Origin of the sequence: Saccharothrix sp. S26 (genome assembly GCF_021390395.1) — a bacterium.
Classification (GTDB): Bacteria; Actinomycetota; Actinomycetes; order Mycobacteriales; family Pseudonocardiaceae; genus Actinosynnema.
Genome location: NZ_JAJUWT010000023.1, coordinates 123,844 through 148,900, shown reverse-complemented (window position 1 = coordinate 148,900; position 25,057 = coordinate 123,844). Strand labels below are relative to the sequence as shown.

At 72.2% G+C, this 25,057-nt stretch carries 23 protein-coding genes; 10 read left to right on the top strand and 13 right to left on the bottom strand.

Translation table 11 applies throughout. The features are described 5' to 3' along the window. Positions 1–120 precede the first annotated feature (120 nt). Complete coding sequence (locus LZG04_RS32090) at positions 121–453, top strand: hypothetical protein (RefSeq protein WP_233824123.1); 333 nt, start codon at positions 121–123, stop codon at positions 451–453. 3 nt (positions 454–456) lie between these two features. Here LZG04_RS32090 and LZG04_RS32085 read toward each other — a convergent pair whose 3' ends face one another. The 3 genes from LZG04_RS32085 to LZG04_RS32075 form a co-directional block, all read right to left on the bottom strand. Continuing rightward, the gene (locus LZG04_RS32085; RefSeq protein ID WP_233824121.1) at positions 457–2,070 is read right to left on the bottom strand and encodes a phospho-sugar mutase; all 1,614 of its coding nucleotides are present in this window, start codon (positions 2,068–2,070) and stop codon (positions 457–459) included. After that, complete coding sequence (locus LZG04_RS32080; protein WP_233824119.1) at positions 2,067–2,897, bottom strand: purine-nucleoside phosphorylase; 831 nt, start codon at positions 2,895–2,897, stop codon at positions 2,067–2,069. Before LZG04_RS32080 ends, LZG04_RS32085 begins: the two co-directional genes overlap by 4 nt. Before the next feature lie 64 nt (positions 2,898–2,961). Next, complete coding sequence (locus LZG04_RS32075) at positions 2,962–4,638, bottom strand: serine/threonine-protein kinase (protein ID WP_233824117.1); 1,677 nt, start codon at positions 4,636–4,638, stop codon at positions 2,962–2,964. Positions 4,639–4,740: 102 nt separating this feature from the next. Between LZG04_RS32075 and LZG04_RS32070 the strand changes: the two genes are divergently transcribed. From LZG04_RS32070 to LZG04_RS32045, 6 genes are all read left to right on the top strand, one after another. Beyond that, a complete protein-coding gene (locus LZG04_RS32070; RefSeq protein ID WP_233824223.1) occupies positions 4,741–6,513 on the top strand; it encodes a methylmalonyl-CoA mutase family protein in 1,773 nt (590 codons plus the stop codon). Beyond that, on the top strand, positions 6,510–8,711 hold the full coding sequence (scpA, locus tag LZG04_RS32065) for a methylmalonyl-CoA mutase (protein ID WP_233824115.1): 2,202 nt from the start codon (positions 6,510–6,512) through the stop codon (positions 8,709–8,711). Before LZG04_RS32070 ends, scpA begins: the two co-directional genes overlap by 4 nt. Beyond that, complete coding sequence (meaB, locus tag LZG04_RS32060; RefSeq protein WP_233824113.1) at positions 8,704–9,699, top strand: methylmalonyl Co-A mutase-associated GTPase MeaB; 996 nt, start codon at positions 8,704–8,706, stop codon at positions 9,697–9,699. Before scpA ends, meaB begins: the two co-directional genes overlap by 8 nt. An 88-nt stretch (positions 9,700–9,787) precedes the next feature. After that, a complete protein-coding gene (locus LZG04_RS32055) occupies positions 9,788–10,117 on the top strand; it encodes a hypothetical protein (RefSeq protein WP_233824111.1) in 330 nt (109 codons plus the stop codon). 207 nt (positions 10,118–10,324) lie between these two features. After that, positions 10,325–11,491 carry a M20 family metallopeptidase gene (locus tag LZG04_RS32050; protein WP_374202932.1) on the top strand — a complete coding sequence of 389 codons (1,167 nt, stop codon included), beginning with the start codon at positions 10,325–10,327 and terminating at the stop codon, positions 11,489–11,491. Beyond that, on the top strand, positions 11,488–12,750 hold the full coding sequence (locus tag LZG04_RS32045) for an amidohydrolase (RefSeq protein WP_233824107.1): 1,263 nt from the start codon (positions 11,488–11,490) through the stop codon (positions 12,748–12,750). Before LZG04_RS32050 ends, LZG04_RS32045 begins: the two co-directional genes overlap by 4 nt. A 65-nt stretch (positions 12,751–12,815) precedes the next feature. Here LZG04_RS32045 and LZG04_RS32040 read toward each other — a convergent pair whose 3' ends face one another. After that, positions 12,816–14,546: a glycerol-3-phosphate dehydrogenase/oxidase gene (locus LZG04_RS32040; protein ID WP_233824105.1), complete on the bottom strand. Its 1,731-nt coding sequence runs from the start codon at positions 14,544–14,546 to the stop codon at positions 12,816–12,818. A gap of 173 nt (positions 14,547–14,719) precedes the next feature. On the opposite strand from LZG04_RS32040, the gene LZG04_RS32035 reads away from it, so the two are divergent. Next, complete coding sequence (locus tag LZG04_RS32035; protein WP_233824103.1) at positions 14,720–15,460, top strand: MIP/aquaporin family protein; 741 nt, start codon at positions 14,720–14,722, stop codon at positions 15,458–15,460. A 14-nt stretch (positions 15,461–15,474) separates the two neighbouring features. Further along, the gene (gene glpK, locus LZG04_RS32030; protein ID WP_233824101.1) at positions 15,475–16,980 is read left to right on the top strand and encodes a glycerol kinase GlpK; all 1,506 of its coding nucleotides are present in this window, start codon (positions 15,475–15,477) and stop codon (positions 16,978–16,980) included. Between the two features lie 47 nt (positions 16,981–17,027). Here glpK and LZG04_RS32025 read toward each other — a convergent pair whose 3' ends face one another. Beyond that, positions 17,028–18,428: an NAD(P)H-quinone dehydrogenase gene (locus LZG04_RS32025; protein ID WP_233824099.1), complete on the bottom strand. Its 1,401-nt coding sequence runs from the start codon at positions 18,426–18,428 to the stop codon at positions 17,028–17,030. A gap of 136 nt (positions 18,429–18,564) precedes the next feature. On the opposite strand from LZG04_RS32025, the gene LZG04_RS32020 reads away from it, so the two are divergent. After that, positions 18,565–19,014 (top strand): gamma-glutamylcyclotransferase family protein, encoded by a 450-nt coding sequence (locus tag LZG04_RS32020; RefSeq protein ID WP_033429064.1) that lies wholly within the window; start codon positions 18,565–18,567, stop codon positions 19,012–19,014. Positions 19,015–19,072: 58 nt separating this feature from the next. Here the strand turns inward: LZG04_RS32020 and LZG04_RS32015 are convergent, their stop codons facing one another. The 8 genes from LZG04_RS32015 to LZG04_RS31980 all read right to left on the bottom strand — a co-directional run bounded on the left by LZG04_RS32015 (position 19,073) and on the right by LZG04_RS31980 (position 25,056). Beyond that, positions 19,073–19,990, bottom strand: a complete 918-nt coding sequence (locus LZG04_RS32015; protein ID WP_233824097.1) for a DUF559 domain-containing protein — start codon at positions 19,988–19,990, stop codon at positions 19,073–19,075. A 123-nt stretch (positions 19,991–20,113) separates the two neighbouring features. Continuing rightward, positions 20,114–20,908, bottom strand: a complete 795-nt coding sequence (locus LZG04_RS32010; protein ID WP_233824095.1) for an ESX secretion-associated protein EspG — start codon at positions 20,906–20,908, stop codon at positions 20,114–20,116. Next, the gene (locus LZG04_RS32005) at positions 20,908–22,236 is read right to left on the bottom strand and encodes a PPE domain-containing protein (protein ID WP_233824093.1); all 1,329 of its coding nucleotides are present in this window, start codon (positions 22,234–22,236) and stop codon (positions 20,908–20,910) included. The genes LZG04_RS32010 and LZG04_RS32005 overlap by 1 nt, the downstream gene beginning before the upstream one ends. A 28-nt stretch (positions 22,237–22,264) precedes the next feature. Further along, entirely contained in the window at positions 22,265–22,642 is a 378-nt protein-coding gene (locus tag LZG04_RS32000; RefSeq protein ID WP_233824091.1) for a transcriptional regulator, read from the bottom strand. Positions 22,643–22,758: 116 nt separating this feature from the next. Next, on the bottom strand, positions 22,759–23,346 hold the full coding sequence (locus tag LZG04_RS31995; RefSeq protein ID WP_233824088.1) for a DUF3558 domain-containing protein: 588 nt from the start codon (positions 23,344–23,346) through the stop codon (positions 22,759–22,761). Positions 23,347–23,352: 6 nt separating this feature from the next. Then, positions 23,353–23,793 carry a GNAT family N-acetyltransferase gene (locus LZG04_RS31990; RefSeq protein WP_233824086.1) on the bottom strand — a complete coding sequence of 147 codons (441 nt, stop codon included), beginning with the start codon at positions 23,791–23,793 and terminating at the stop codon, positions 23,353–23,355. Positions 23,794–23,812: 19 nt separating this feature from the next. Then, on the bottom strand, positions 23,813–24,676 hold the full coding sequence (locus tag LZG04_RS31985; protein ID WP_233824084.1) for an HAD family hydrolase: 864 nt from the start codon (positions 24,674–24,676) through the stop codon (positions 23,813–23,815). Further along, positions 24,673–25,056, bottom strand: coding sequence for a DUF1707 domain-containing protein (locus LZG04_RS31980; RefSeq protein ID WP_233824082.1), 384 nt, complete (start codon positions 25,054–25,056; stop codon positions 24,673–24,675). The genes LZG04_RS31985 and LZG04_RS31980 overlap by 4 nt, the downstream gene beginning before the upstream one ends. Position 25,057: the final 1 nt, after the last annotated feature.

The window sequence follows — 25,057 nt, the reverse complement described above, 5'->3', positions numbered from 1 at the left end:
TTGCCGCGCCCGGCACGGCACGGCAACCTCTCGATAGCATGGTCCCAACCCCAGTGATGACGGCGCGGGAACCCGCGGGGTCGTCGCGCGTCCTCAGTAGTAGTGACACGGGAGGGAGTCATGGAAACTCGCAGCATCGCCACGATGAGCCGGAACCGGCGGATCACCTGGGGCGCGGGGGTCGGCATCGGCGTCGGGTTGATCGGCCTGCCGCTGGTGTTCATCGCGCTGTGGCCGGGGGTCGACCACAGCCCGTGGGACGTCAACACGATGATCCTCGCGACCGGCGTCGCGCTGTGCACCACCAGCTACATCTCCGGCCGCATCTCGGTGGCCGCCGTCACGCAGCACCGGGCGCGGCCGGTGAGCCCGCCGTCCCGGCGCCCGTACCTGGTGGCGGGCGGCTCGCTCGTCGTCGCCGTGCTGTGCCTGCTGCTCGCCCTGGCGTCGTGACCGCTAGCTGAGCAGGTCCGAGACCTGGTCGCGCAGGTCGGCCAACCGGGCCTGGGCACGGTCGCGGGCGGCCGGCAGGTCGTCGGACACGGGTTCCACGACCTCCAGGTACGCCTTGAGCTTCGGCTCGGTCCCGGACGGCCGCACGACCACCCGCACGCCCTCGCGGGTCAGCCGCACCACGTCGGCCCCGGGCAGCAGGTCCTCGAACGCGAAGCCCTCCGGCGGCGCGGCGCGCAACCGCGCCATCAACGCCCCGATCCGGCTCAGGTCGGTGAACCGCAACGACACCTGGTCGGTCAGGTGCAGCCCGTGGTCGACGGCGAGCTGGTCCAGCGCGTCGAGCAGCGTGCGGCCCGACGCCTTCAGCCCGGCCGCCAGGTCGCACGCCACCACGGCCGCCGAGATGCCGTCCTTGTCGTTGACCGACGCGGGGTCGACGCAGTTGCCCAGCGCCTCCTCGTAGGCGAACACCAACCCCTCGCCCGCGCGCACCAGCCACTTGAACCCGGTCAACGTCTCCGCGTAACGCGCGCCGTGCGCTGCCGCGATCGACTTCAGCAACGACGACGACACGATCGTGGTCGCCACCAACGGATCGGGGCTGTCCGTTGTGGACAGCACCAGCGAGCCGAGCAGCACGCCGGTCTCGTCGCCGCGCAGCATCCGCCACGACCCGTCGCGCTCGCGCACGCCCAACGCGCACCGGTCCGCGTCCGGGTCCAGCGCGATGGCCAGGTCGGCGTCCTCGGCGGCCGCCAGCTCCAGCAGCCGGTCCGCCGCGCCCGGCTCCTCCGGGTTCGGGAACGCCACGGTCGGGAACTCCGGGTCCGGCACGGCCTGCTCGCGCACCACCCGCACGTCGGTGAACCCGGCCCGGCGCAGCGCCTCGACCGCCGTCGCGCCGCCCACGCCGTGCATCGGCGTCAACGCCACCCGCAGGTCGCGGGACGTGCCGCGGGGCAGTGACGCGACCCGTTCCAGGTACTCGTCCACCTCGGCGTCCGACACGGGCAGGCAGTCGTCGGACAACGGCACCGACACGGCCGCCGGCACGCCCCGGATCGCCGCCTCGATCTCGCGGTCCTCCGGCGGCACGATCTGCCCGCCGCCCGCCAGGTACAGCTTGTAGCCGTTGTCCGCGGGCGGGTTGTGCGACGCGGTGATCTGCACGCCCGCCACCGCGCCGTGCCGCTTGACCAGGAACGCCAGCACCGGCGTCGGCAACGGCCCCGGCAGCACCCGCACGGTGAACCCCGCGCCCGCCAGCACACCGGCCGCGGCCGCCGCGAAGTCCTCCGACCCGCGCCGCGCGTCCCGGCCCACGAACACCGTGCCGACGTGCCCGTGCGCCTTGAGCCACGCGGCCAGCCCGGCCGTGGTGCGGATCACCACGGCCCGGTTCATGCCGTTCGGCCCGGCCCGCACGGGACCGCGCAACCCGGCCGTGCCGAAGGTCAGTGGCCCGGCCATCCGGTCGGCCAGCTCCTCGGCCGCGGCCGCGTCGCCGCCCATCGCGCGGGCGACGACGGTCTGCAGCTCCAGCCGGGTGTCGGGGTCGGGGTCGTCGGCGATCCAGCGGAACGCCGCGTCGCGCAGGGCCGGGGCGAGGGTCATGCCCGCGCCACCGGCTCGGCCCGGCTGACCAGCTCGCGCAGCAGCGCGCCCATCCGGCTGGCCGCCGCCTGGCCCGCCTCCAGCACCTCTTCGTGGTTGAGCGGCTCGCCGGTGATGCCCGCGGCCAGGTTCGTCACCAGCGACAGGCCGAACACCTCCACGCCTTCCGCGCGGGCCGCGATGGCCTCCAGCACGGTCGACATGCCGACCAGGTCCGCGCCCATCGTGCGCAGCATCCGGATCTCGGCGGGCGTCTCGAAGTGCGGCCCCGGCAGGCCCGCGTAGACGCCCTCCTCCAACGACGGGTCGATCTCGCGGGCGAGGTCGCGCAGCCGCGGCGAGTACAGGTCGGTGAGGTCCACGAACCGCGCCCCGACCAGCGGGGACTTCGCGGTCAGGTTCAGGTGGTCGCTGATCAGCACCGGCTGGCCGACCGACATGCCCTGCCGCAGCCCGCCCGCCGCGTTGGTCAGCACGACCGCGCCGACACCGGCCGCCGCCGCGGTGCGGACGCCGTGCACGACCTTGGCCACGCCCTTGCCCTCGTAGCCGTGCGTCCGGCCCAGCATGACCAGCACGTTCTTGTCGCCGACGCGCACCGACCGCACCGTGCCGCCGTGCCCGACGGCGGTGGGGGCCTCGAACCCGGGCAGCTCGCCCATGGGCACCTCGGCGGTGGGCTCGCCGATCAGGTCGGCGGCGGGCCGCCACCCCGACCCGAGGACGACGGCGATGTCGTGCCTGTCCACCCCGGTCCGCTCGGCCAACGCCTTGGCCGCGTCGGTGGCCAGGGCCTCAGGGGTGGTCTTCTCACTGATACCGGTCACGGCCGCGAGCCTAATAGCCGCCTCTCCCCGTCGCCCGCAGCAGTGCGGCCGGGCGAGCGGTGCGTCAGCCGTTCACCCTGAACGTGGGCGCGATGGTGTCGAACAGCCGGCTGCGGCCCGTCTCCTCCTGCTCCGTCGGCACGACGACCTCCACCACCCACAGGTCGTTGCCGCGCGGCAGGACGCGGGAGTAGCGGCTGCGGCGCAGGTCGGGGCCCGGTGGCACGGTGCCGCGGGCCAGCTCGGTGGCCCGCTCCACGGTCCGGTAGCTGTACTGCACGCCCGGCTCCGGTCCGCCCGGCGGCAGGGCGTCGGTCGGCTCCAGGGCCTCGCCGAAGTACTGGCCCTCCGCCCACCGCGACCGCACCAACCGCAGGTAGTCGTCGATCCGGTTGCGCTCGTAGTAGTCCGGGAACCGCTGCACGGTCACCTCGTACCACCCGTTCGGCGCGACCAGGTGCACGACGGTGCTCGGGCCGAGCCCGTTGTTGCCCCGCTGCTCCAGGAAGCTGGTCCAGTCCGGGCCGACGTCGATGGTGAACTCCGCGCCCTGCTCGCCGTTGGCCGCCGCCGCCGACGCGGTGGTCGGCAGCAGCGACGGGGTCTCGGTGATCGCCGGCAGGGTCGCGGCGGTCGGGGTCGGCGGCGGCAGCAGCGGGGCGCCGGCCATGGTCCTGGTCAGGGCGAAGCCGGACGCGCCGCCGATCGCGAACAGCACCGCCGCGGACAACGCCACCAGCACCGCCGGCCCCGGGCGGCGGGTCAGCTCGTGGGTCGCCGGCTCGCGCCGCGCCACCGGGAACGGCAGCGGGCCGGGGTCGGCGGCCAGGGGGGTGTCCGGCGCGATCGGCGGCTTGACCGGCGCCGGGCGCACGATCTCCACCACCGGGCGGGTGGGCGACGACGCCGGGAACACGTCGGTGCCCGGCTCGGGCAGCAACGACCGCACCGACCGGCGCACCTGCGCCAACGTCATCCGCTCGCCCGGCTCCTTCACCATCAGCCCGGCGACCACCGGCTCCAACGCGCCGCACGCCGACGCCGACGGCACGTCGCCGTGCACCACCTGGTTGATCGTCTGGAGCACGTTCGCGCCCTCGTACGGCTGCTGCCCGGTCATCGCCGCGAACAGCGTCGCGCCCAACGACCACTGGTCCGCCGCGAACGACACCGCCCCGCCGGCCGCCACCTCCGGCGCGATGAACGCGGGCGTGCCCAACGTGATCCCGCGGCTGGTCAGCGTGGCCTCGGCGACGTTGCGCGCGATGCCGAAGTCGGTCAGCTTCACCCGGCCGTCGTCGGCGACCAGCACGTTGCCCGGCTTCACGTCCCGGTGCGTGATCCCGGCCCGGTGCGCGGCCTCCAGCGCCGCCGCCACCGCGTCCGCCACCACCGCGCCCTGCACGTCGGTCAGCGGACCGCGCTGCCGCACCACCTCCGCCAGCGACGACGACGGCACCAGCTCCATCACCACGTACGGGTCGCCGTCGGCCTGCACCACGTCGTAGAGCGTCACCAGGTTCGGGTGCGCGAGCGCCGCCGCCGAACGGGCCTCCCGTAACGTGCGTTCCCGAAGCACCTCGGCCTCGTCGTCCGGGGTGCCCGACGGCCGCAGGATTTCCTTCACCGCGACGTCCCGCCGCAGCACCTCGTCGTGCGCGGCCCAGACGGTGCCCATCGAGCCACGACCCAGGACGTGCCGCAGGCGGTAGCGGCCGGCGATCAGTCGCTCCGATTCCACTGGGCCATCATTCACCAGCGTGGAAGACTGGCGTCTGCATCGTTCACGGCGGTGAACCTCACATAGCCGTCGTACTACTGGTGAGTAACACTGCGGAGCATGATGGAGCCGTCAGGCGAGTTGGCGCTGGCCGCCGAGTTCCCCACCCCTGACCGCGAGCAGTGGCTGGACCTGGTCCAGGGCGTGCTGCGCAAGTCGGGGGCGGACTTCGGGTCGCTGATCACCACCACCTACGACGGCATCGACGTGCAGCCGCTGTACACCGCGGCTGACCAGGTGCCCGACGCCGGTTTCCCCGGCCTGGCCCCGTTCACCCGCGGCGGACGGCCGCAGGGCGCGGTCGAGGGCTGGGACGTCCGCCAGCAGCACCGGGTCGCCGACCGCGAGGCGGTGATGGCCGACCTGGAGAACGGCGTCACGTCGCTGTGGCTCAAGGGGCTCGACCCCGCGTCGTACGACGACGTGCTGGCCGACGTCTACCTGGACCTCGCGCCGGTCGTCGTGGACGCGGGCGCGGACTTCCTCGAAGCCGGCCGGGCCATGCTGCGGGTCTGGGACCAGCGGCCGGTGCTGGCGGGCGAGGTCAGGGGCAACGTCGGCGCGGACCCGTTGGGCGTGCGGGCCCGCACGGGACAGCCCGCCGACCTCGCGGCCGTGACCGAGCTGCTGGGCAAGGCCCGCGAGTTCCCCGAGCTGCGCCTGGTCGTGGTGGACGGCCTGCCGTTCCACGAGGCGGGCGGCTCCGACGCGCAGGAGCTCGGCGCGTCCCTCGCGGCCGGCGTGGCCTACCTGCGGCACCTGACCGAGGCCGGGCTGGACGTCGCGCGGGCCGCGCGGCTGCTGGAGTTCCGGTACGCGGCGACCGCCGACCAGTTCCTCACCATCGCCAAGTTCCGGGCCGCCCGGCGGCTCTGGGCGCGGGTCACCGAGGTGGCGGGCGCGCCGAGCCCGCAGCTGCAGCACGCGGTCACCTCGCCCGCGATGATGACCCGCCGCGACCCGTGGGTGAACATGCTGCGCACCACCGTGGCGTGCTTCGGCGCGGGCCTGGGCGGCGCGGACGCCGTCACCGTGCTGCCGTTCGACCACGCGATCGGCCTGTCCGACGACTTCTCCCGGCGCATCGCCCGCAACACGCAGTCGTTGCTGCTGGAGGAGTCGAAGCTGGCCGGCGTGATCGACCCGGCGGGCGGTTCCTGGTACGTCGAACGGCTCACCGACGACCTGGCGCGCTCCGCGTGGGCGTGGTTCCGGGAGATCGAGGCCGCCGGTGGGCTGCCGAAGGCGTTCGACCTGGTCGGCGACCGGATCGCGGCCACCTGGGAACGGCGGCGGGCGAACCTGGCCGACCGGACCGACGCGCTCACCGGCGTCAGCGAGTTCCCGAACCTCGACGAGCAGCCGGTCGTGCGCGAGCGCGCGCCCGAGGAGCCGGGTGGCGGGCTGCCGCGCATCCGCTACGCGCAGGACTTCGAGGCGCTGCGGGACGCGGCGGACGCGAGCCCGCAGCGGCCGAGGGTCTTCCTCGCCACGCTCGGCCCGGTCGCCGCGCACACCGCGCGGGCCGCGTTCGCGGCGAACCTGTTCCAGGCGGGCGGCATCGAGACGCCCGACGCCGGACCCACCGAGGCCGTGGACGACGTGGTCGCGAAGTTCCGCGAGAGCGGCGCGCGGATCGCGTGCCTGTGCGGCAGCGAGAGCAGCTACGCCGAGCTGGCCGCGCCGGTCGCGCGAGCGCTGCGCGAAGCGGGCGCGGAACGCGTCCTGCTGGCGGGCCGGAAGTCCGACGCGGAGATCGACGAGTACGTGTACACCGGCTGCCCGGCGCTCGAGGTGCTGGAGCACACGTTCGACGCCCTTGGAGTCCAGCGATGATCCCGAACTTCGCCGACGTCGACCTGGGCGAGCCCACGACCACCGCGGACGCCGCGCGGTGGCAGGCCGCCGTGCAAGAGGCCACCGGGAAGGGCGCGGACGCGCTGACGTGGGAGACGCCCGAGGGCATCGGCGTCAAGCCCGTCTACACCGCCGCCGACACCGAGGGCCTCGACTTCCTGGGCACCTACCCGGGCATCGCGCCGTTCCTGCGCGGCCCGTACCCGACGATGTACGTCAACCAGCCGTGGACGATCCGGCAGTACGCCGGGTTCTCCACCGCCGAGGAGTCCAACGCCTTCTACCGGCGCAACCTCGCGGCCGGCCAGAAGGGCCTGTCGGTGGCGTTCGACCTGGCCACCCACCGCGGCTACGACTCCGACCACCCGCGGGTGGCGGGCGACGTCGGCATGGCGGGCGTGGCCATCGACTCGATCTACGACATGCGCCAGTTGTTCGACGGCATCCCGCTGGACCGGATGAGCGTGTCGATGACCATGAACGGCGCGGTGCTGCCGGTCCTGGCGCTGTACGTGGTGGCGGCCGAGGAGCAGGGGGTGGCGCCCGAGCAGCTCGCCGGGACCATCCAGAACGACATCCTCAAGGAGTTCATGGTCCGCAACACCTACATCTACCCGCCGCGGCCGTCCATGCGGATCATCTCCGACATCTTCGCGTTCACCTCGCAGCGGATGCCGAAGTTCAACTCCATCTCGATCTCCGGCTACCACATGCAGGAAGCGGGCGCGACGGCCGACCTGGAGCTCGCCTACACGCTCGCGGACGGCGTGGAGTACCTGCGGGCGGGCCGGGACGCGGGGCTGGACATCGACGCGTTCGCGCCGCGGCTGTCGTTCTTCTGGGCGATCGGCATGAACTTCTTCATGGAAGTCGCCAAGATGCGCGCCGCCCGGCTGCTGTGGGCGAAGCTGGTGAAGGACTTCGGCGCGCGCAACCCGAAGTCGCTGTCGCTGCGCACGCACTGCCAGACCTCCGGCTGGTCGCTCACCGCGCAGGACGTGTTCAACAACGTCGCCCGCACGTGCGTCGAGGCGATGGCCGCCACGCAGGGGCACACGCAGTCGTTGCACACCAACGCGTTGGACGAGGCGCTGGCGCTGCCCACGGACTTCTCCGCGCGCATCGCCCGCAACACCCAGTTGCTGCTCCAGCAGGAGTCCGGCACCACGCGGGTGATCGACCCGTGGGGCGGCAGCGCTTTCGTCGAACGCCTCACGCACGACCTGGCGCACCGAGCGTGGTCGCACATCACCGAGGTCGAGGCCGCGGGCGGGATGGCGCAGGCCATCGACGCGGGCATCCCGAAGATGCGCATCGAGGAGGCGGCGGCGCGCACGCAGGCGCGCATCGACTCCGGCCGGCAGCCGGTGATCGGCGTGAACAAGTACCAGGTCGAGGTCGACGAGAAGATCGACGTGCTCAAGGTCGACAACGCCGGGGTGCGCGCGCAGCAGTTGGCGAAGCTGGCGCGGTTGCGCGAAGAGCGCGACCAGTCCGCTGTGGACTCGGCGTTGGACGCGCTGACGCGGGCGGCGGGCTCCGACGGCAACCTGCTGGAGCTGGCCATCTCGGCGGCCCGGGCGAAGGCGACCGTCGGCGAGATCTCCGAGGCGCTGGGCAAGGTCTGGGGCAGGCACTCCGCGCAGATCCGCACGATCACCGGCGTGTACCGGGAGGAGGCGGGTTCGGTGTCGAACCTGGAGGCCACGCGGGAGGCCGTGGCGGCGTTCGCCGAGGCGGAGGGCCGCCGGCCGCGCATCCTGGTCGCCAAGATGGGCCAGGACGGGCACGACCGCGGCCAGAAGGTGATCGCGACCGCGTTCGCCGACCTCGGCTTCGACGTGGACGTCGGCCCGCTGTTCCAGACCCCGGACGAGGTCGCGCGCCAGGCCGTCGAGGCGGACGTGCACATCGTCGGGGTGTCGTCGCTGGCCGCCGGGCACCTCACGCTGGTGCCCGCGCTGCGCACGGCGTTGGCGGAGATGGGCCGGGACGACATCATGATCGTCGTCGGCGGCGTGATCCCGCCGCAGGACTTCGACGCGTTGCGCGACGCGGGCGCGGCGGCGATCTTCCCGCCCGGCACGGTGATCGCCGACGCGGCGGGCGACCTGCTGCGCAAGCTGTCCGAGCAGCTCGGGCACGAGGCCGTCGACCAGCCGGGACGAGATGGCTAGGCGGGTCGATGTCGGCGAGTACGCCAAGGGCGTGCTCGCGGGCGACCGCGGCACGGTGGCGCGGGCCATCACGCTGGTCGAGTCGACCCGGCCGGACCACCGCGCGGCGGCGCAGGAGCTGCTGGTCGAGCTGCTCCCGCACGCCGGCGGCGCGCACCGGGTCGGCATCACCGGCGTGCCCGGCGTGGGCAAGTCGACGTTCATCGACGCGTTCGGCTCGATGCTGACCGCCCGGGGCAACCGGGTGGCGGTGCTGGCGGTCGACCCGTCGTCCACCCGCACCGGCGGCTCGATCCTGGGCGACAAGACCCGGATGGCCCGGCTCGCGGTCGACCCGGCGGCGTTCATCCGGCCGTCGCCGACCTCCGGCACGCTGGGCGGCGTGGCCAAGGCGACCCGCGAGTCGATCGTTCTGGTCGAGGCCGCGGGCTACGACGTGGTGCTGGTGGAGACGGTCGGCGTCGGCCAGTCCGAGGTCGCGGTGGCGAACATGACGGACTGCTCGCTGTTCCTGACCCTGGCCCGCACCGGCGACCAGCTCCAGGGCATCAAGAAGGGCGTGCTGGAGCTGGCCGACGTGATCGCGGTCAACAAGGCCGACGGCCCGCACGAGCTGGACGCCCGCAAGGCGGCCCGCGAGCTGGCGGGTGCGTTGCGGCTGCTGCGCCCGCCGGACGCCGTGTGGCACCCGCCCGTGCTGACGTGCAGCGGGCTGGACGGCACCGGGCTGGACGCGGTGTGGGACCAGGTCCTGAAGCACCGGGAGGCGCTGGAGGCGGCCGGTGAGCTGGCCGAGCGGCGCCGTCGGCAGCAGGTCGACTGGACGTGGGCGATGGTCAACGACCAGTTGCTCACCGCGCTGCGGTCGGCGGCGGCGGTGCGGTCGGTGGTGCCCGAGGTCGAGGCGCAGGTGCGGGACGGCCGGCTGACGGCGACGTTGGCGGCGGAGCGGATCCTCGAAGCCTTCCGGTCGGACGAGGGCCGGTGACGGCTCGTTCACGGCAAGTGAGCGAAAACCGGTTCGGATGACCACTGACAGTGGTAACCACGAAGGGTGGTAGCTAGGCTTGGCGACCATGTGGCGATCTGTGCTCGCGGTGTGCCTGTTCGTGCTGGCCGGTGTGTTCACCGTGTCGGGCACAGGGGCCGCCGTGACGACAGCGCCCCACCTGGCCGCCCAGCCCACGGAGACGCTCGCGCCCGGCGGCACGATCCAGCCCGAGGGCACCGTGCCGCCCGGTCCCGACCTCAACGCGCCGCAGGAGCAGCAGCCCGCGCCCGCGACGGGCGACGAGACCCGCAGGAAGTTGTGGATCGGCGGTATCGCGGTGCTGCTGTTCGCCCTCGTGTACTGGCGGAACAAGAAGCGGTGGTCGAAGTGGAAGGCCGGGCGCAAGTCCGGGTGATCCGCACAAGGGTTTCCCACAGGGTGGGAATACTCCGGCGGCATGTGGTCGCCTTTTAGCATGACCGGCGCGGACGTGCAGGCCGTGCGCGGCTTGATCGGTCTGACCGAAAATCGTGCACCGCTTGGCGCATCCCCGCGACCGGCTGCCGGTTGATCAACCAGGGGTGCGACGTGCCCGCCGGACCGTGATGCAGGATGGACGCAAATGGGTACCGACTTCAAGATGAGCACACGCTCGGCCGTCGAGCGGTACTCGACTGCGCTGGTGGACCTCTCCCGCAGCATCCACGCGGAGCCCGAGCAGGCGTTCGCCGAGCACCGCAGCGCCGCCAAGGTCGCCGACCTGCTCGCCGCCGAGGGCTTCGAGGTCGAACGCGGTGTCGCGGACCTGGAGACGGCGTTCACCGCGTCGTTCGGCTCCGGCGAGCTGGTCCTGGGGCTGTGCGCCGAGTACGACGCGTTGCCCGAGATCGGCCACGCGTGCGGGCACAACGTCATCGCGGCGGCGTCGGCCGGAGCGGCCCTCGCGCTGCGCGACCTGGCCGACGAGCTCGGCCTCACCGTCCGGGTGATCGGCACCCCGGCCGAAGAGGTCGGCGGCGGCAAGGTGCTGATGCTCGAACGCGGGGTATTCGACGACGTGGCGTTCTCGATGATGGTGCACCCGGCCCCCTACGAGGCCGTGGCCGCGCGATCGCTGGCCATCACCGACGTCGAGGTCCACTACACCGGCAAGCCGTCGCACGCCGCCGCCGCGCCGCACCTCGGGGTGAACGCCGCCGACGCCATCACCGTCGCCCAGGTCGCCATCGGGCTCGCCCGCCAGCACCTGGAGCCGGGGCAGATGGTCAGCGGCATCGTCACGCGCGGCGGCGCGGTGCCCAACATCGTGCCCGCGCGCACGTCGGCCATGTTCGACCTGCGCGCCGACGACCTGGAGTCGCTGCGCCGGCTGGAGGAGCGGATCAACCGCTGCTTCGAGGCGGGCGCGGTGGCCACCGGCTGCACCCACGAGGTCGTGAAGGTCTCGCCGGTGTACGCCGAGCTGAGCCCGGACCCCTGGCTCGCGGACGCCTACCGGCGTGCCGCGACCGAGCTGGGCCGGCGTCCGTTGAGCCCCGAGGAGGAGCTCAAGGAGAAGATCGGCAGCACCGACATGGGCAACATCACCCGTGCGCTGCCGGCCATCCACCCGACCATCGCCATCGACTGCGGAGACGCGGTGAACCACCAACTCGAGTTCGCGACCGCCTGTGCCTCGGCTTCGGCCGACCGAGCTGTGCTCGACGGGGCACTCGCCCTCGCCTGGACCACAATTTCCGCTGCCACCGACGGTGAGCAGCGTTCTCGACTGCTGGCGGGTGTGGCATGACGGTCCTGGACTCGCGTCTGCCGGAGGAGGGTGCCGAGGTGCTGTTGACCGATCGCGGGGTCAGCATTGCCCCTGTGGATGATCCCGGTGAGGGTCGCGGACCCTCGTGGCTGGACGACTGGCTGGTGGCGAACGCCTCCGAGGTCGTCGCCTGGCGACGGCACATCCACGCGCACCCGGAGCTGTCGCGGCACGAGTACGCGACCACCGAGCTTATCGCGAACCTGCTGCGTTCGGCGGGGTTGAAGCCGCGCATCCTGCCTGGTGGGACGGGTCTGGTGTGCGACGTCGGCTCCGGGCCGCGGTGCGTGGCGCTGCGGGCCGACATCGACGCGCTGCCGCTGCCGGAGAACACCGGCGCGCCGTACACGTCCACTGTGGACGGGGTGGCGCACGCGTGCGGGCACGACGCGCACACCGCCGTGCTGCTGGGCGCGGCGCTGGCGCTGGCGTCGGCGACCGAGCTGCCCGGACGGGTGCGGCTGGTGTTCCAGCCCGCCGAGGAGGTCATGCCCGGCGGTGCGCTGGACGTGCTGGCGGCCGGTGGGCTCGACGGCGTGGAGCGGATCTTCGGCCTGCACTGCGACCCCCGGCTGGAGGTCGGGCGGATCGGCACGCGGATCGGGGCCATCACGTCGGCCAGCGACATGCTGGAGCTGCGGCTGACGTCACCCGGCGGGCACACCTCGCGGCCGCACCTGACCGCGGACCTGGTGCACGCGCTGGGAACGGTCATCACCGGGTTGCCGGGGTTGCTGTCGCGGCGGGTCGACCCCAGGTCGGGGACGGTGCTGGTGTGGGGGGCCGTGCACGCCGGCGAGGCTCCCAACGCGGTGCCGCAGGACGGCGTGCTGCGGGGGACGCTGCGGACCGGTGACCGGGACATCTGGGCCGAGCTGGAGCCGTTGATCAAGGAGCTGGTCGGGGCGTTGCTGGCGCCGACCGGGGTCGGGTTCGACCTGCACCACCGGCGGGGCGTGCCGCCCGTGGTGAACGACCGGGAAAGCACCATGCTGCTGAGGGCCGGGGTCGAGGCGGCGCTGGGTGAGGACGCGCTGGCCGGGACCGAGCAGTCGTCTGGTGGTGAGGACTTCGGGTGGTACTTGGAGCACGTGCCCGGGTCGTTCGCCCGGTTGGGTGTTTGGGACGGGGTAGGCAAGCAGAAGGATCTGCACCAGCCCGGGTTCGACTTGGATGAGCGCGCGTTGCTGGTCGGGGTCAGGGTGATGGTGCACGCGGCGCTGGCGGCGTTGGCGTAGCCAGGTCGGCAGGATGCCACGGAGCCCTTCCTCCTGGGGGAAGGGCGGTCGGTCGGGGCCGGCGGTCAGCTGACCGGTTCGACGATTTCCGGGCGGGCTTCCGGTGCGGAGGAGCGGACGGCGTCGGCGGCTTGGTCGTCCGGTTCCGTTTGGGAGGCGCGTTCGGCGTCGACGCGGGCCGTGTAGACCTCGACCTCGTGGGCGATCATGGCGTCGTCCCAGCCGTGGACGCCGGCCATCAGGCGCGCGACCGGCAGGGCGCACTCCACGCCCCGGTGGGGGTATTCGATGGAGATGCGGGTCCGGCGGGTCAGGACGTCTTCGAGGTGGAGCGCGCCTTCGTGCGAGGCGGCGTAGACCACTTCCACCTGGAGGTAGTCGGGTGCGCCGGGGACCGGTTTGAGCAGTTCGGCGTCGGCGGACTCCAGCACCTCGTGGACCAGCGAGCCGTAGCGGTCCAGCAGGTGGCGCACGCGGTAGGGGTGCAGGCCGTAGCGGGTGGCCAGTTGGTCGGCTTGGTTCACCAGGGCGTGGTAGCCGTCGGCCCCGATCAGGGGAACTTTGTCGGTGATCGACGGCTGGATGCGGCCCGGGAGGTCGACGGAGGCGGCGTCCACGGCGTCCGCGCCCATGACGCGGTAGGTGGTGTACTTGCCGCCCGCGATGGCGACCAGGCCCGGTGCGACGCGGGCGACGGCGTGCTCGCGGGACAGCTTGGAGGTGGACTCGCTCTCGCCGGCCAGCAGGGGGCGCAGGCCGGCGTAGACGCCCTCGATGTCGTCGTGCGTCAACGGGGTCGCGAGCACTTCGTTGACGTGGTCGAGGATGTAGTCGATGTCGGCCCTGGTGGCGGCCGGGTGGGCGAGGTCGAGGTTCCAGTCGGTGTCGGTCGTTCCCACGATCCAGTGATTTCGCCAGGGGATCACGAAGAGGACCGACTTCTCGGTGCGCAGGATCAGGCCGGACTCGGAGACGATCCGGTCGCGGGGGACGACGATGTGGACGCCCTTGGAGGCGCGCACGCGGAAGCGGCCGCGGCTGCCGGAGAGGCGTTGCAGCTCGTCGGTCCAGACGCCGGTCGCGTTGATCACGGCGTGGGCGCGGACGGAGGTCTCGCGGCCGTCCTCGACGTCGCGGACGCGCACGCCGGAGACCCGGTCGGCCTCGCGGAGGAAGCCGATGACCTGGGTGGACGTGCGCACGACCGCGCCGTAGTGGGCCGCCGTGCGGCCGACCATCATGGTGTGGCGGGCGTCGTCGGCCTGGGCGTCGTAATAGCGGATGCCGCCGACGAGCGCGGTGGGCTTCAGGGCGGGCACGAGGCGCAGCGCACCCGCCTTGGTCAGGTGCTTCTGGCCCGGGACGGAGCGCGCGCCGCCCATCGTGTCGTACATGAGCAGGCCGGCGGCGGTGTAGGGGCGTTCCCACACCCGGTGGGTCAGCGGGTAGAGGAACGAGACCGGTTTGACCAGGTGCGGCGCGAGGCGGGTGAGCATCAGTTCGCGTTCCCGCAGTGCCTCGCGGACCAGGCCGAACTCCAGTTGTTCCAGGTAGCGCAGGCCGCCGTGGAAGAGCTTGGACGAGCGGCTGGAGGTGCCCGAGGCCAGGTCGCGCGCCTCGACGAGGGCCACTCGCAGGCCGCGGGTGGCGGCGTCGAGCGCGGCGCCGACGCCGACCACGCCGCCCCCGATGATCACCAGGTCGAACGTCTCCGCACCGAGCCGGTCCCAGGACTGCGAGCGCTCCTGCGGTCCCAGCCGGCCGGCGGTGGCGGGGTACTGCCTGCGCGTGACCACTCGAACGCCTCCCTGATGCTGGCGGACCAGGTCTGACTCGACCACGTTACCCGCCGGTACGCCACCCGTGGACAACTGATCAGGCCGGAACTAGCGTCAACGGGCATCGTGGGGTGGGCAGCGCCGCCGGACCCGGACTGCGCTGCCTCCTGTGAGAGCGAGGAGGTCGGCGAGTGAGCAGTGGCTCGATCTTCGTGTGGGAATCGCTGGGCACCGCGATGTTGATCCTGCTGGGTGCGGGTGTCGTCGCGAACGTCGTCCTGAAGGACACGCTGGGCCACGCCGGCGGCTGGCTCCTGATCAACATCGGCTGGGGGTTCGCGGTCTTCGCGGGCGCCAGCATCGCCGCGCCGAGCGGCGCCCACCTCAACCCCGCGGTGACGTTGGGACTGGCGGTCGCGGACAAGACCCCCTGGGACAAGGTCCCCGTCTACTTCGCCGGTCAGATGGTCGGCGCCTTCCTCGGCGCGGTGCTGGCCTGGCTGGCCTACAAGGCGCAGTTCGACGCGCACGACGACCCGGCGGGCACGCGCGGCATCTTCTGCACCGGCCCGACCATCCCCAAGGCCGGCTGGAACGTCGTCACCGAGGTGATCGGCACGTTCGCGCTGGTCGCGTGGGTGCTGCTGAGCCCGGCGGCGAAGGAGACGGCGGACGGCGTGCCGCAGCTGGGCAACTCCGCGCTCGGCTACGCGGGCGTGGCGTTCGTCGTGATCGGCATCGGCGCCTCGCTCGGTGGACCCACGGGCTACGCCATCAACCCCGCCCGCGACCTCGCGCCGCGCATCGCTTACGCGATCCTGCCCATCCGCGACAAGGGCAGCGCCGAGTGGGGCTACGCCTGGGTGCCGGTGGTCGGACCGCTGCTCGGCGGCCTGCTCGCCGGTCTCCTCTACCTGGTTCTCCCGGTCTGAAAGGACTCCAGCGCATGACGAAGTACGTGGCCGCGATCGACCAGGGCACGACGTCGACCCGGTGCATGATCTTCGACCACTCGGGCCGCGTGGTCTCCGTCGACCAGAAGGAGCACGAGCAGATCTTCCCGCGGGCCGGGTGGGTCGAGCACGACGCGAACGAGATCTGGACCAACACCAGGCAGGTCGCGGCGGGTGCGTTGGCCAAGGCGGACCTGACCACCGCCGACATCGCGGCCGTGGGGATCACCAACCAGCGCGAGACCGCGCTCGTGTGGGACCGGACCACCGGGCAGCCGGTCTACAACGCGATCGTGTGGCAGGACACCCGCACCGACCGCATCTGCCAGGAGCTGGCGGCGCTGGGCGGCGGCCAGGAGCGGTACCGGGACAAGACCGGGTTGCCGCTGGCCACGTACTTCTCCGGGCCGAAGATCCGCTGGGTGCTGGACAACGTGGAGGGCGCCCGGGAGCGTGCCGAAGCCGGTGACCTGCTGTTCGGCAACATGGACACCTGGGTGCTGTGGAACATGACCGGCGGGGTGAACGGCGGCGTGCACGTCACCGACCCGACGAACGCCTCACGCACGTTGTTGATGGACCTGGACACGTTGCAGTGGGACGAGGGCATCGCGGCGGACCTGGGCGTTCCGCTGTCGATGCTGCCGGAGATCCGGTCGTCGTCGGAGGAGTACGGCAAGGTGCGCGAGCGCGGCGCGCTGGCGGGCGTGCCGATCGCGGGCATCCTCGGCGACCAGCAGGCGGCGACGTTCGGGCAGGCGTGCCTGTCGCCGGGCGAGGCCAAGAACACCTACGGCACCGGCAACTTCGTGCTGCTCAACACCGGCACCGAGAAGGTCATGAGCGAGAACGGGCTGCTCACGACCGTGTGCTACAAGATCGGCTCGCAGGCCCCGGTGTACGCGCTGGAGGGCTCGATCGCCGTCACGGGGTCGTTGGTGCAGTGGCTGCGGGACAACCTCGGCATGATCTCGACGGCCGCCGAGATCGAGGAGCACGCCCGCACGGTGCCCGACAACGGCGGCGCGTACTTCGTGCCCGCGTTCTCCGGGCTGTTCGCGCCGTACTGGCGGTCGGACGCGCGGGGCGCGATCGTCGGGCTGACCCGGTTCGTCAACAAGGGCCACCTGGCCCGCGCGGTGCTGGAGGCCACGGCGTTCCAGACCCGTGAGGTGATCGACGCGATGAACGCCGACTCGGGCGTGCCGCTGAAGTCGTTGAAGGTCGACGGCGGCATGGTCCTCAACGAGCTGCTGATGCAGTTCCAGGCCGACATCCTGGGGGTGCCGGTGATCCGGCCGGTGGTCAACGAGACCACGGCGCTGGGCGCGGCGTACGCGGCGGGGTTGGCCGTCGGGTTCTGGGAGTCGGAGGACGACATCCGGCAGAACTGGGCGCAGGACAAGCAGTGGGACCCGGCGATGGACGACGAGGCCCGCGACCGCACGTACGGGCAGTGGAAGAAGGCCGTGACCAGGACGTTCGACTGGGTCGAGTGACGCCGCGGGGGCGTCGTCCTCGGGCGACGCCCCCTTGCCCGCGTGCGTCAGTCCAGGTCGTCGTGGCGCATGAGCTGGCGGCCCGCCTCGGTGATCGAGCCGGTCAGCGACGGGTAGACCGAGAAGGTGGTCGCCAGGTCGTCGACGGTCAGCTGGTTCTGCACGGCGAGCGTGATCGAGAGGATCAGCTCGCTGGCGTTCGGCGCGACGACCACGCCGCCGATGACGACGCCGGTGGCCGGGCGGCAGAAGAGCTTGACGAAACCGCGCCGCAGGCCCTCCATCTTGGCCCTCGGGTTGGTGGCCAGCGGCAGCATGATCGTGCGGGCGGGCACCTCGCCGGAGTCGATCGCCTGCTGGCTGATGCCGACGGAGGCGATCTCGGGGTTGGTGAACACGTTCGCGGCGACGGTCTTGAGCCGGATCGGGCTCACGCCCTGGCCCAGCGCGTGCCACATGGCGATGCGGCCCTGCATGGCGGCGACGCTGGCCAGCAGCAGCAGGCCCGTGCAGTCGCCCGCCGCGTAGACGCCGGCGACGTTCGTGCGCGACACCCGGTCGACCGGGATGTACCCGCCGCGGCCGAGCTCGATGCCGACCTTCTCCAGGCCGATGTCGGTGGTGTTCGGGACCGAGCCGACCGTCATCAGGGCGTGGCTGGCCTCGATCGTGCGACCGTCTTCCAGGTGAATCAGGACGCCGTCGCCGACGTTCTCGACCCGTTCCGCGCGGGCGTGCTTGATCACGGCGGTGCCGCGTTCGGCGAACACGTCCTCCAGCACCACGGCCGCGTCGGCGTCCTCGTGCGGGAGCACCCGGTCGCGGCTGGAGACCATGGTCACCTTCACGCCGAGTTCGGTGTACGCCGAGGCGAACTCCACACCGGTGACACCCGATCCGATGACGGCCAGGTGCTCGGGCAGCTCGGGGAGGTCGTAGATCTGCCGCCAGGTGAGGATGCGCTTGCCGTCGGGCTCGGCGCCGGGCAGCACGCGCGGGGTCGCGCCCGTCGCGATGAGCACCACGTCGGCCGGGAGGACCTCGCACCCGTCCTCGGTGACGGCCGACACCTCGTGCTGGGCGAGGCCCTTGGCGTTGTCGCAGAACTGGCCGGTGCCGGTGATGATCCGCACGCCCTCGCGCTGGAGGCGGGCGCGGACGTCGGCGGACTGGGCGAGCGCCAGGCCCTTCACCCGTCCGTGGACGACCGGGAGCTCCACCGCCGCTTCCGCGTTGTCGGTGCGAATGCCCAGCTCACCGGCGTTGCGGAAGGCGCTGCGGCCCCCGGCGGAGGCGATGAACGTCTTGGACGGCACGCAGTCGTAGAGCACGCAGGCGCCGCCGAGGCCCTCGCGCTCCAGGATGGTCACGTCGGCCCCGTGCTGGGCCGCGACCAGTGCCGCCTCGTAACCTGCGGGGCCACCGCCCATGATGACGATGCGGGTCACGACACGTCCTCCTCGTGGTCTTCGGCGCTGTTTGCGCCGGTTGCAGCCGCTGGTAACCGTACGCGGTCGGGTGTCGGAGTGCGTCGTCCGGTCTTCTGGTACCTCACCGTGATCGCGAGGTCGCTAGGCTGTCGTCGTGCCGCTCTATGCCGCGTACGGGTCCAACATGGACCCGAACCAGATGATGGAGCGAGCCCCCTACTCCCCCATGGCGGGGACCGGGTGGCTCGCCGGATGGCGTCTGACGTTCGGTGGCGAGGACCTGGGCTGGGAGGGCGCGCTCGCCACCATCGTCGAGGACCCCGACTCGCAGGTGTTCTGCGTGCTCTACGACGTGAGCCCGCGTGACGAGTCCCGCCTCGACCGCTGGGAAGGCGCGCTCGGTCTCTACAAGAAGATCCGCCTCCGCGTCCAAACCCTGGAAGGCTCGGTGACCGCCTGGCTCTACGTCCTGGACGCCTACGAGGGCGGTCTGCCGTCGGCCCGCTACATCGGCGTGGTCGCCGACGCCGCCGAAGCCGCCGGCGCCCCGGACGACTACGTCGCCGACCTGCGCACCCGCCCCTGCCAAGGCATCGGCCCCTGACCCCCGCGAGAGTCCTACGCTCGCGCCGCGTGAGTCCTACGTTCAGCGCGCGTGAGTCCTACACCCAGAACGCGTGAGTCCTACGTTCAGGACCCCCGAGTTCAACACTCAGCTGTCGGAACAGCCGCGTGGGGTTGCGCAGGTCCGAGGCATCGGCCCGCAGCACCTTCCAGCCGCGCCGCCGCAAGTCCTCGTCACGGGCTTGGTCGGCCTCGGCCCTGTCGACGTGCGCCGCGTAGCCGTCGTACTCCACGGCCACGCGGGCGTCCGGCCAGGCGAAGTCCAGCCGCCAGACCTCACGGTCGTCGAAGTCGCGGATCGAGTACTGCAGCTCCGGCAGCGGGAAGCCGGCGTCGGCGATCGTGAGCAGGAACGTGCTCTCCGCCGGCGACTCGGGCAGGCCACTGGCGAGGTCCAGGAGGAACACGCCTTGCCGTCGCCCCCGATGATCACGCCGGGTCGCGATGCGCACGGCGAGATCGGCCTTGAACGCCGCACGTTGCTGCGGTGGAAGAGCGCCGAGGGCCTGATCCGCGCAGGCCAGCGCCGTGGCACGGTGGCGTGCGCGGCAGAGCAGGTCGGCGATGGCGTAGTCGAGCACGATGCACCGCAGGCCGTCGACCTCGACCACGTCCGCCGGGTCGTACTGGTGGTAGTGGACGGCGACGTCCCGGCGGGGACGGAGCCTGCGGTCGTAGTCCAGGAGGACGTGCACCCGGTTGGTCTCGGCGGCCGTGCAACCGTGCAGCCACGCCGCCGTGTGGTCGGTCAGCACGGCGTCCGGGCCGGCCATGAGCAGCGCGGCGGCGGCACGGGTGTGCAGGCTCGCCATGCGTTCGCGCTGGATGACGACAGTGCGGCAGTAGTTGACCAGGTGGCCGTCGTGGATCGCACGGCTCAGCGCTTTCGGTCCGATGTGGTCGTGCAGGCGCGTGCGGGGGTAGGCACCGTGAAGGCCGGGAGGTAGTTCGATCATGCATAACCGAGTGCCGAGACCCCTGATCCCGTACACGGTTCACCTGATCGTGGGAAGCCGAGATGTCTGAGCGTTGAATTCAGGGGTGCTGAACGTAGGACTCTCGCGGCGTGAGTGTTGGACTCACGGGGTGGTGAGGGATTCCAGGTGGTGGAGGAGGCGGCGGGAGTCGACGGGGGAGACGGTGCTCCAGGGTTGTTGGCCCGGGGTGGCGCGGCGCAGTTGGATGTAGCGGCCCTGAGGGGTGTCGAAGAACGAGACCACGTGGTCCTGGCGGACGCGCTTGCCCCACTTGTCACGGCTCGCCGCACCGAACTGGCCGCGGTTGCCCGCGTCACGGAACATGTCGGCCAGCGTGCGGGCGTCCTCGGCACGGATGCCGCGCGCCAGCAGGGCCTGCTGCAGGTCGTCCGGGGTGGCCGACGTCGCGGCGGCGGCGTCCAGGTCGGCGCTGGGCAGCGTGACCGAGTGGCCGGGACCGGCCTGGAGCGGGGGCAGCACGGACAGGGCTTCCCGGGCCAACCCCTCGGCTGACGCCGGGCGCAGGGTCAGCTGGTCGTGGGCCAGCACGGCCAGCACGCCCGACTGCCCCTTGGCGGCGGCCAGCACGCGGACGCTGTGCCCCAACCACAGCCGCCCGTCCACCTCCTGCTGCGGCCGGTTCAGCAGGTGCAGCAGGTCTTCCAGCATCGGGTCCAGCGACACCGGCCGGCCCAGCCCGCGCCGGTCCAGCTCCGCCCACGCCCGCTGCTCCAGCTCGGCGCGTTCGGCGTGCGTCTTGCCCGGTGACGGCACCTTCAGCACCAGCGGCATGGTCTCCAGCCGCAGGTGCTCCCAGAGCACGTCGAACTCCAGGGCCGAGATCGTGACGGGTTCACGCAGGTCGTTGCTGCCGAGGTCCAAGCCGAACGTCGTCATCAGTGGGTGGTGCTCTCCCCGATCACCGGAGGCGAGATGGTCCCGCCGAGGCCGTAGATGTCGTCCGTCTGCCGAAGGTAGTCGGCGGCGTCGTGCGTGGCGTCTTCTTCCTCTTCCGCGCCACGCGCGCCGCTCAGACCGCCGAACGGGTCGAACGCGGGCTGCGCCGCCGCGGGCGTGCTGCGCTTGTGCACGGTGTCGTTGCCGCCCACCTGGCCACCCGCACCGAGCATCGAGCCGGGTGAGCCGGGAGCCGTCGTCGCCGCGTGCTGCGCGTTGGCCGTCGCGAACGCGCCGAACTCCGCCGAGCTGGCCGTGGTCGTGCCGACGGGCACGGGCAGGGATCCGTTCGCGCCGGGGAGCAGCTGCTGCTGCTGGTTCCCGCCGGCACCGCCACCGCCACCACCGGCGTGCTGGCCGTTCGTCGTGTCGGGCGTCTCCGACGAAGGCGAAGACGAGGACGACTTGCGCCGGTCCTTGTCCGGCTGGCCGGCCGCGCCACCGAGCACGCCACCCGGCCCGAACGTCGCGGGCCCCGAGGTCGACGCCGGTGACGTCACCGTCGACGGCGTGGTCGACCCCGGCGCCCAGGCTCTCGACGTGCCCGTCGAAGCACCGCCACCGCCGACCGAGGGCTGCGTCACGGGACGCGAGGTCGAGTAACCGCCACGACCACCGCCGCGGCCGCCACGCCACCCACCACGACCGCCGCCACGCCCACCGCGCGGACCGCCGTACCCCCAACCGGGGGCCGACACGCCCGCCGAGTCGTTGCGCACCACCTCGGGCGCGCTGATCACCAGCTGCGGCGGCTGGTGGAACTGCCCCAACGTGCTGGTGTTGGAGAACGTGCTGGAGGCGTAGGTCGTCATCACCTCACGCGCGCGCTGCTCCGCCGCGTTCTTCGCCTTCTCCTGCGCCTCGTAGTCGGTCTGCCCGCCCACCAGGTTGGTCAACGCGGTGACGAGCAGGTTCGGCTCCTCCGCGGTCACCTTCACCGGCGGCGGCATGTCCGAGCGCGCTTTGGCGATGTAGTCGGCCTGCAGCTCGGCCGAGATGCGCATGACCTCCGCGCCGGCCCGGGCGTCGTCCGCCCACGCGGCCAGCGGGTTGATGCCCGTCCGGGCCTTGTCCGCGGCCGAGCCCTCCCAGGTCGCCCCGGAACGCAGCACGCCGGCGTGCAGCTCGGCGTTGATCTCGGTCAACGCGGCGGAAACGCCCTGCCACCGCTCCATCGAGGCGTGCGAGGCCTTGGGCCCCGGCCCCGCGTTGATCTGCTCGTACAGCTCTTCGTGGCTGTACCCGCTCCAGCGGTGTCCATCGGGCATGAACGCTCCCCTTGCCTGCGCCGGGCGCTCAGCGGCCGCCCTGCTGTCCCATCAACCCGGTGTTGTCGTCTTCGATGGACTGGTACTGCTGCTCGACCAGGGTGAGCGCGTCCATGGCCGACTTGAGCTGCCGCTGGTAGTTCTCCAACGCGATCAGCGCCGAGTCGCCCGATTCGAGCGACCGCTCGTTGAACCGCTCCGCGGCGTCCTGGCTCACCGGGTCGCCCGCCCACGGGCGGACCCTGACCTCGGTGATGGCCAGCTCGATCTGCTCGTCCAGCCTGCTCAACGCGCCGGAGAACGCGCTGCGCAGGCTCGGGATCGCCTCCGGCGCGACGTTCAGCGTGTGCGACAAGGGCGGTGGTGAGCCCGTGTCGGCGCCACGGCCGTGGTCTTCCGACGGCATGGACGACCTCCCGCCTTCCTCGTTCCCGTCACGCGTCGTGCGGTGCTCGCGCAAGGTCACTCTAGCCACACGGTCCGACAGCGGGGAGTAGGTGGACCCGACATCCCCCGCGTGGATCAGCGCCGTTGCAGCAAACCGGCTACCGCCGCTTCTGCCGCCCGTTGCGCCCCTTGGCACAGAGTGTCTTGCTTCACCGCCGTTTCGTTACCGCCGTCGCGGAACATCACGTCGAGGAACTGCCCCTCCGCGACGTCGACCTCCACGTTGCACACGTGCTCCATGCCGGGCGTGCGGATGGTCAGCCCCGGGAAACCCGAGACCGTCGTCCGCTCGGCGTGGACCTGCGCGTTCTCGCTGAGCCACACGCCGACACCCTCCACTGTGACGAGGGCGAGCCGCACGACGTTCCCGCTGATGTTGCTGCGCATGGTGCACGCCTTCGCGTTGCCGAAGCTCGCTTCCACGTATGCGCTGGGCGGGTTGTCCAGGTTCAGCTCCACGCGCTGCTCGGGCGACAGCACGGCGCACGGGTCCACGTCGTCCAACCGCAGCTCACGCGGCCTCGGCGGCAACGACGGCGCGGTGGTCGTCGTGGCGGGCAGCGGTTCGTCGACCCGGCCGTCGGCCTTCTTCTCCGTGATGGGCGTGCAGGAGGCCATCGCCAACGCGCAGAGCGTGGCGGCGACCACCCGAGCACCCCTCATGACGACCTACCGTAGCCGTGTCCACACGCCAAGTGGACCCTCGGCGGTGAAGCCGCACTTCACGGCGACGCGCCGGGCCGCGTCGTCCGGGGGTCTGGCGGTGATCAGCGGCAGGTCCAGGAACCCGAAGCCGAACCGCAGCACGGCCTCGGTCGCGTGCGTCGCGATCCCCTTGCCGCGCAGGTCGGGCGTGGTCCAGCAGTCGAGCTCACCGGTGCGGGACAGGGAGATCTCGCCGACGGCCGTGCCGGTGAGCTGGTCGCACACGGCCCAGGAACACGATTCCCCGGTGTGCCACTGGTCCGCGCGTTCGGCGATGTGCGCGCCCGCCGCGTCGAGGTCGGCGTGCAGGCCGCCCGCCACCAACGCCACCCGGTCGTCGATGCGGTCGTCGGCGCGGAGTTGACGCAGGTAGAACTCGCCCGCGTTGATTTCGACGGCCTCCATGGCCGCGCAGACTAGTCCGTCACGAACCCGTCGTAACGTGCGGCCAGGTCTTCGAGCAGGCCGCGGTGGGCCGACGCGGGCTGGTCGTCGGGACCGGTGGCCAACTCCACCACCCAGTCGGCGTCTTCGAGGTCGTCCTCGCCCGCCAGCACGTCCTTGTGCACCGAGCACGGCGACCAGCCCGCCGCGCGCAGCTCCCGTGCGGCTTCCTCGCGTCGTCACGCTCGTGCAGGACCAGCACCAACGGCCCGGCGGCACGCTCCGGACCGCCGCCCGCGCCCTCGTCCAGCAGGCCGCGTGACGCCACGGCCCCGTGCAGCGAAGGGAAGTCCGGCGTGTGCACCGCGTCGATGCCCACGGTCCGCGCCGCGGCAACGTTCACCGCGTTGTCATCGCAGAACAACGTCCCCGACGGCGAGTGTTGGAGCACCCGCAACGCGCGCCGGAACGCCTCGGGCGCCGGCTTCGCCACCCCGATCCGCGCGGACGACACGACCGCGTCCACCTCCCGGTCCAACCCCAGCGCCGCCAGGTCGCGCGGCAGCCGGTCGGTCGCGTTGGACAGCAACGCCACCCGGCACCGCCGGCGCACCGACCGCACCAGGTCCAGCGCCTCGCCGATCACCTCGCCGGTGCGGGTCCACGCCGCCACGGCGTCCGCCGCACGTGCCGGTGGGAGCCCTTCGTCGACCAATCGCTCGCGCACGGCCGCGCGCCACTCCTCGTCGGTGGCGCGGCCGGCGGTCGCGGGACCGGCCAGGGAGAACGACACCCGCGCCAACGTGCCGCGGGCCAAGCCGAACTCGTCCTCGATCGGCCCGTCCGGCGGGAACCGCCGCAGCACGCCGTCCAGGTCGAGCAGCAGCAGCGACGGAGCGCTCACCGCCTGCCCGTTCGGCCGATCAGCAGCACCGCGATCGGGATCAGCAGGAACACCAACGGCGTCTTGGCCAGGAAGAACAACGCCACGCTGATGATCGCGACCGCCGTCAGGGCCGCGCTGCCCACCCGGAAGTCCAGCCCGAAGCCCTGCTTGGCCGGCGCGGCCGTGGCGGGCGGCTCGACCTGGGCGAACCGGGGCCGCGGTTCCGGCAGGTCGCCGAACAGCGCGTACAGCTCGCCGCGGGTCTTCGCGGTGGCGACGCGGGCGGAGCGATCGCCGTACTCGTCCACGCTCAGCCGCCCCTCGCCGAGGTGCGTGCCGAGCAGTTCGAGCGCGTGCTCGCGCTCCGCGTCGCCGATCCGGATGTCCCGCTCGTTCACA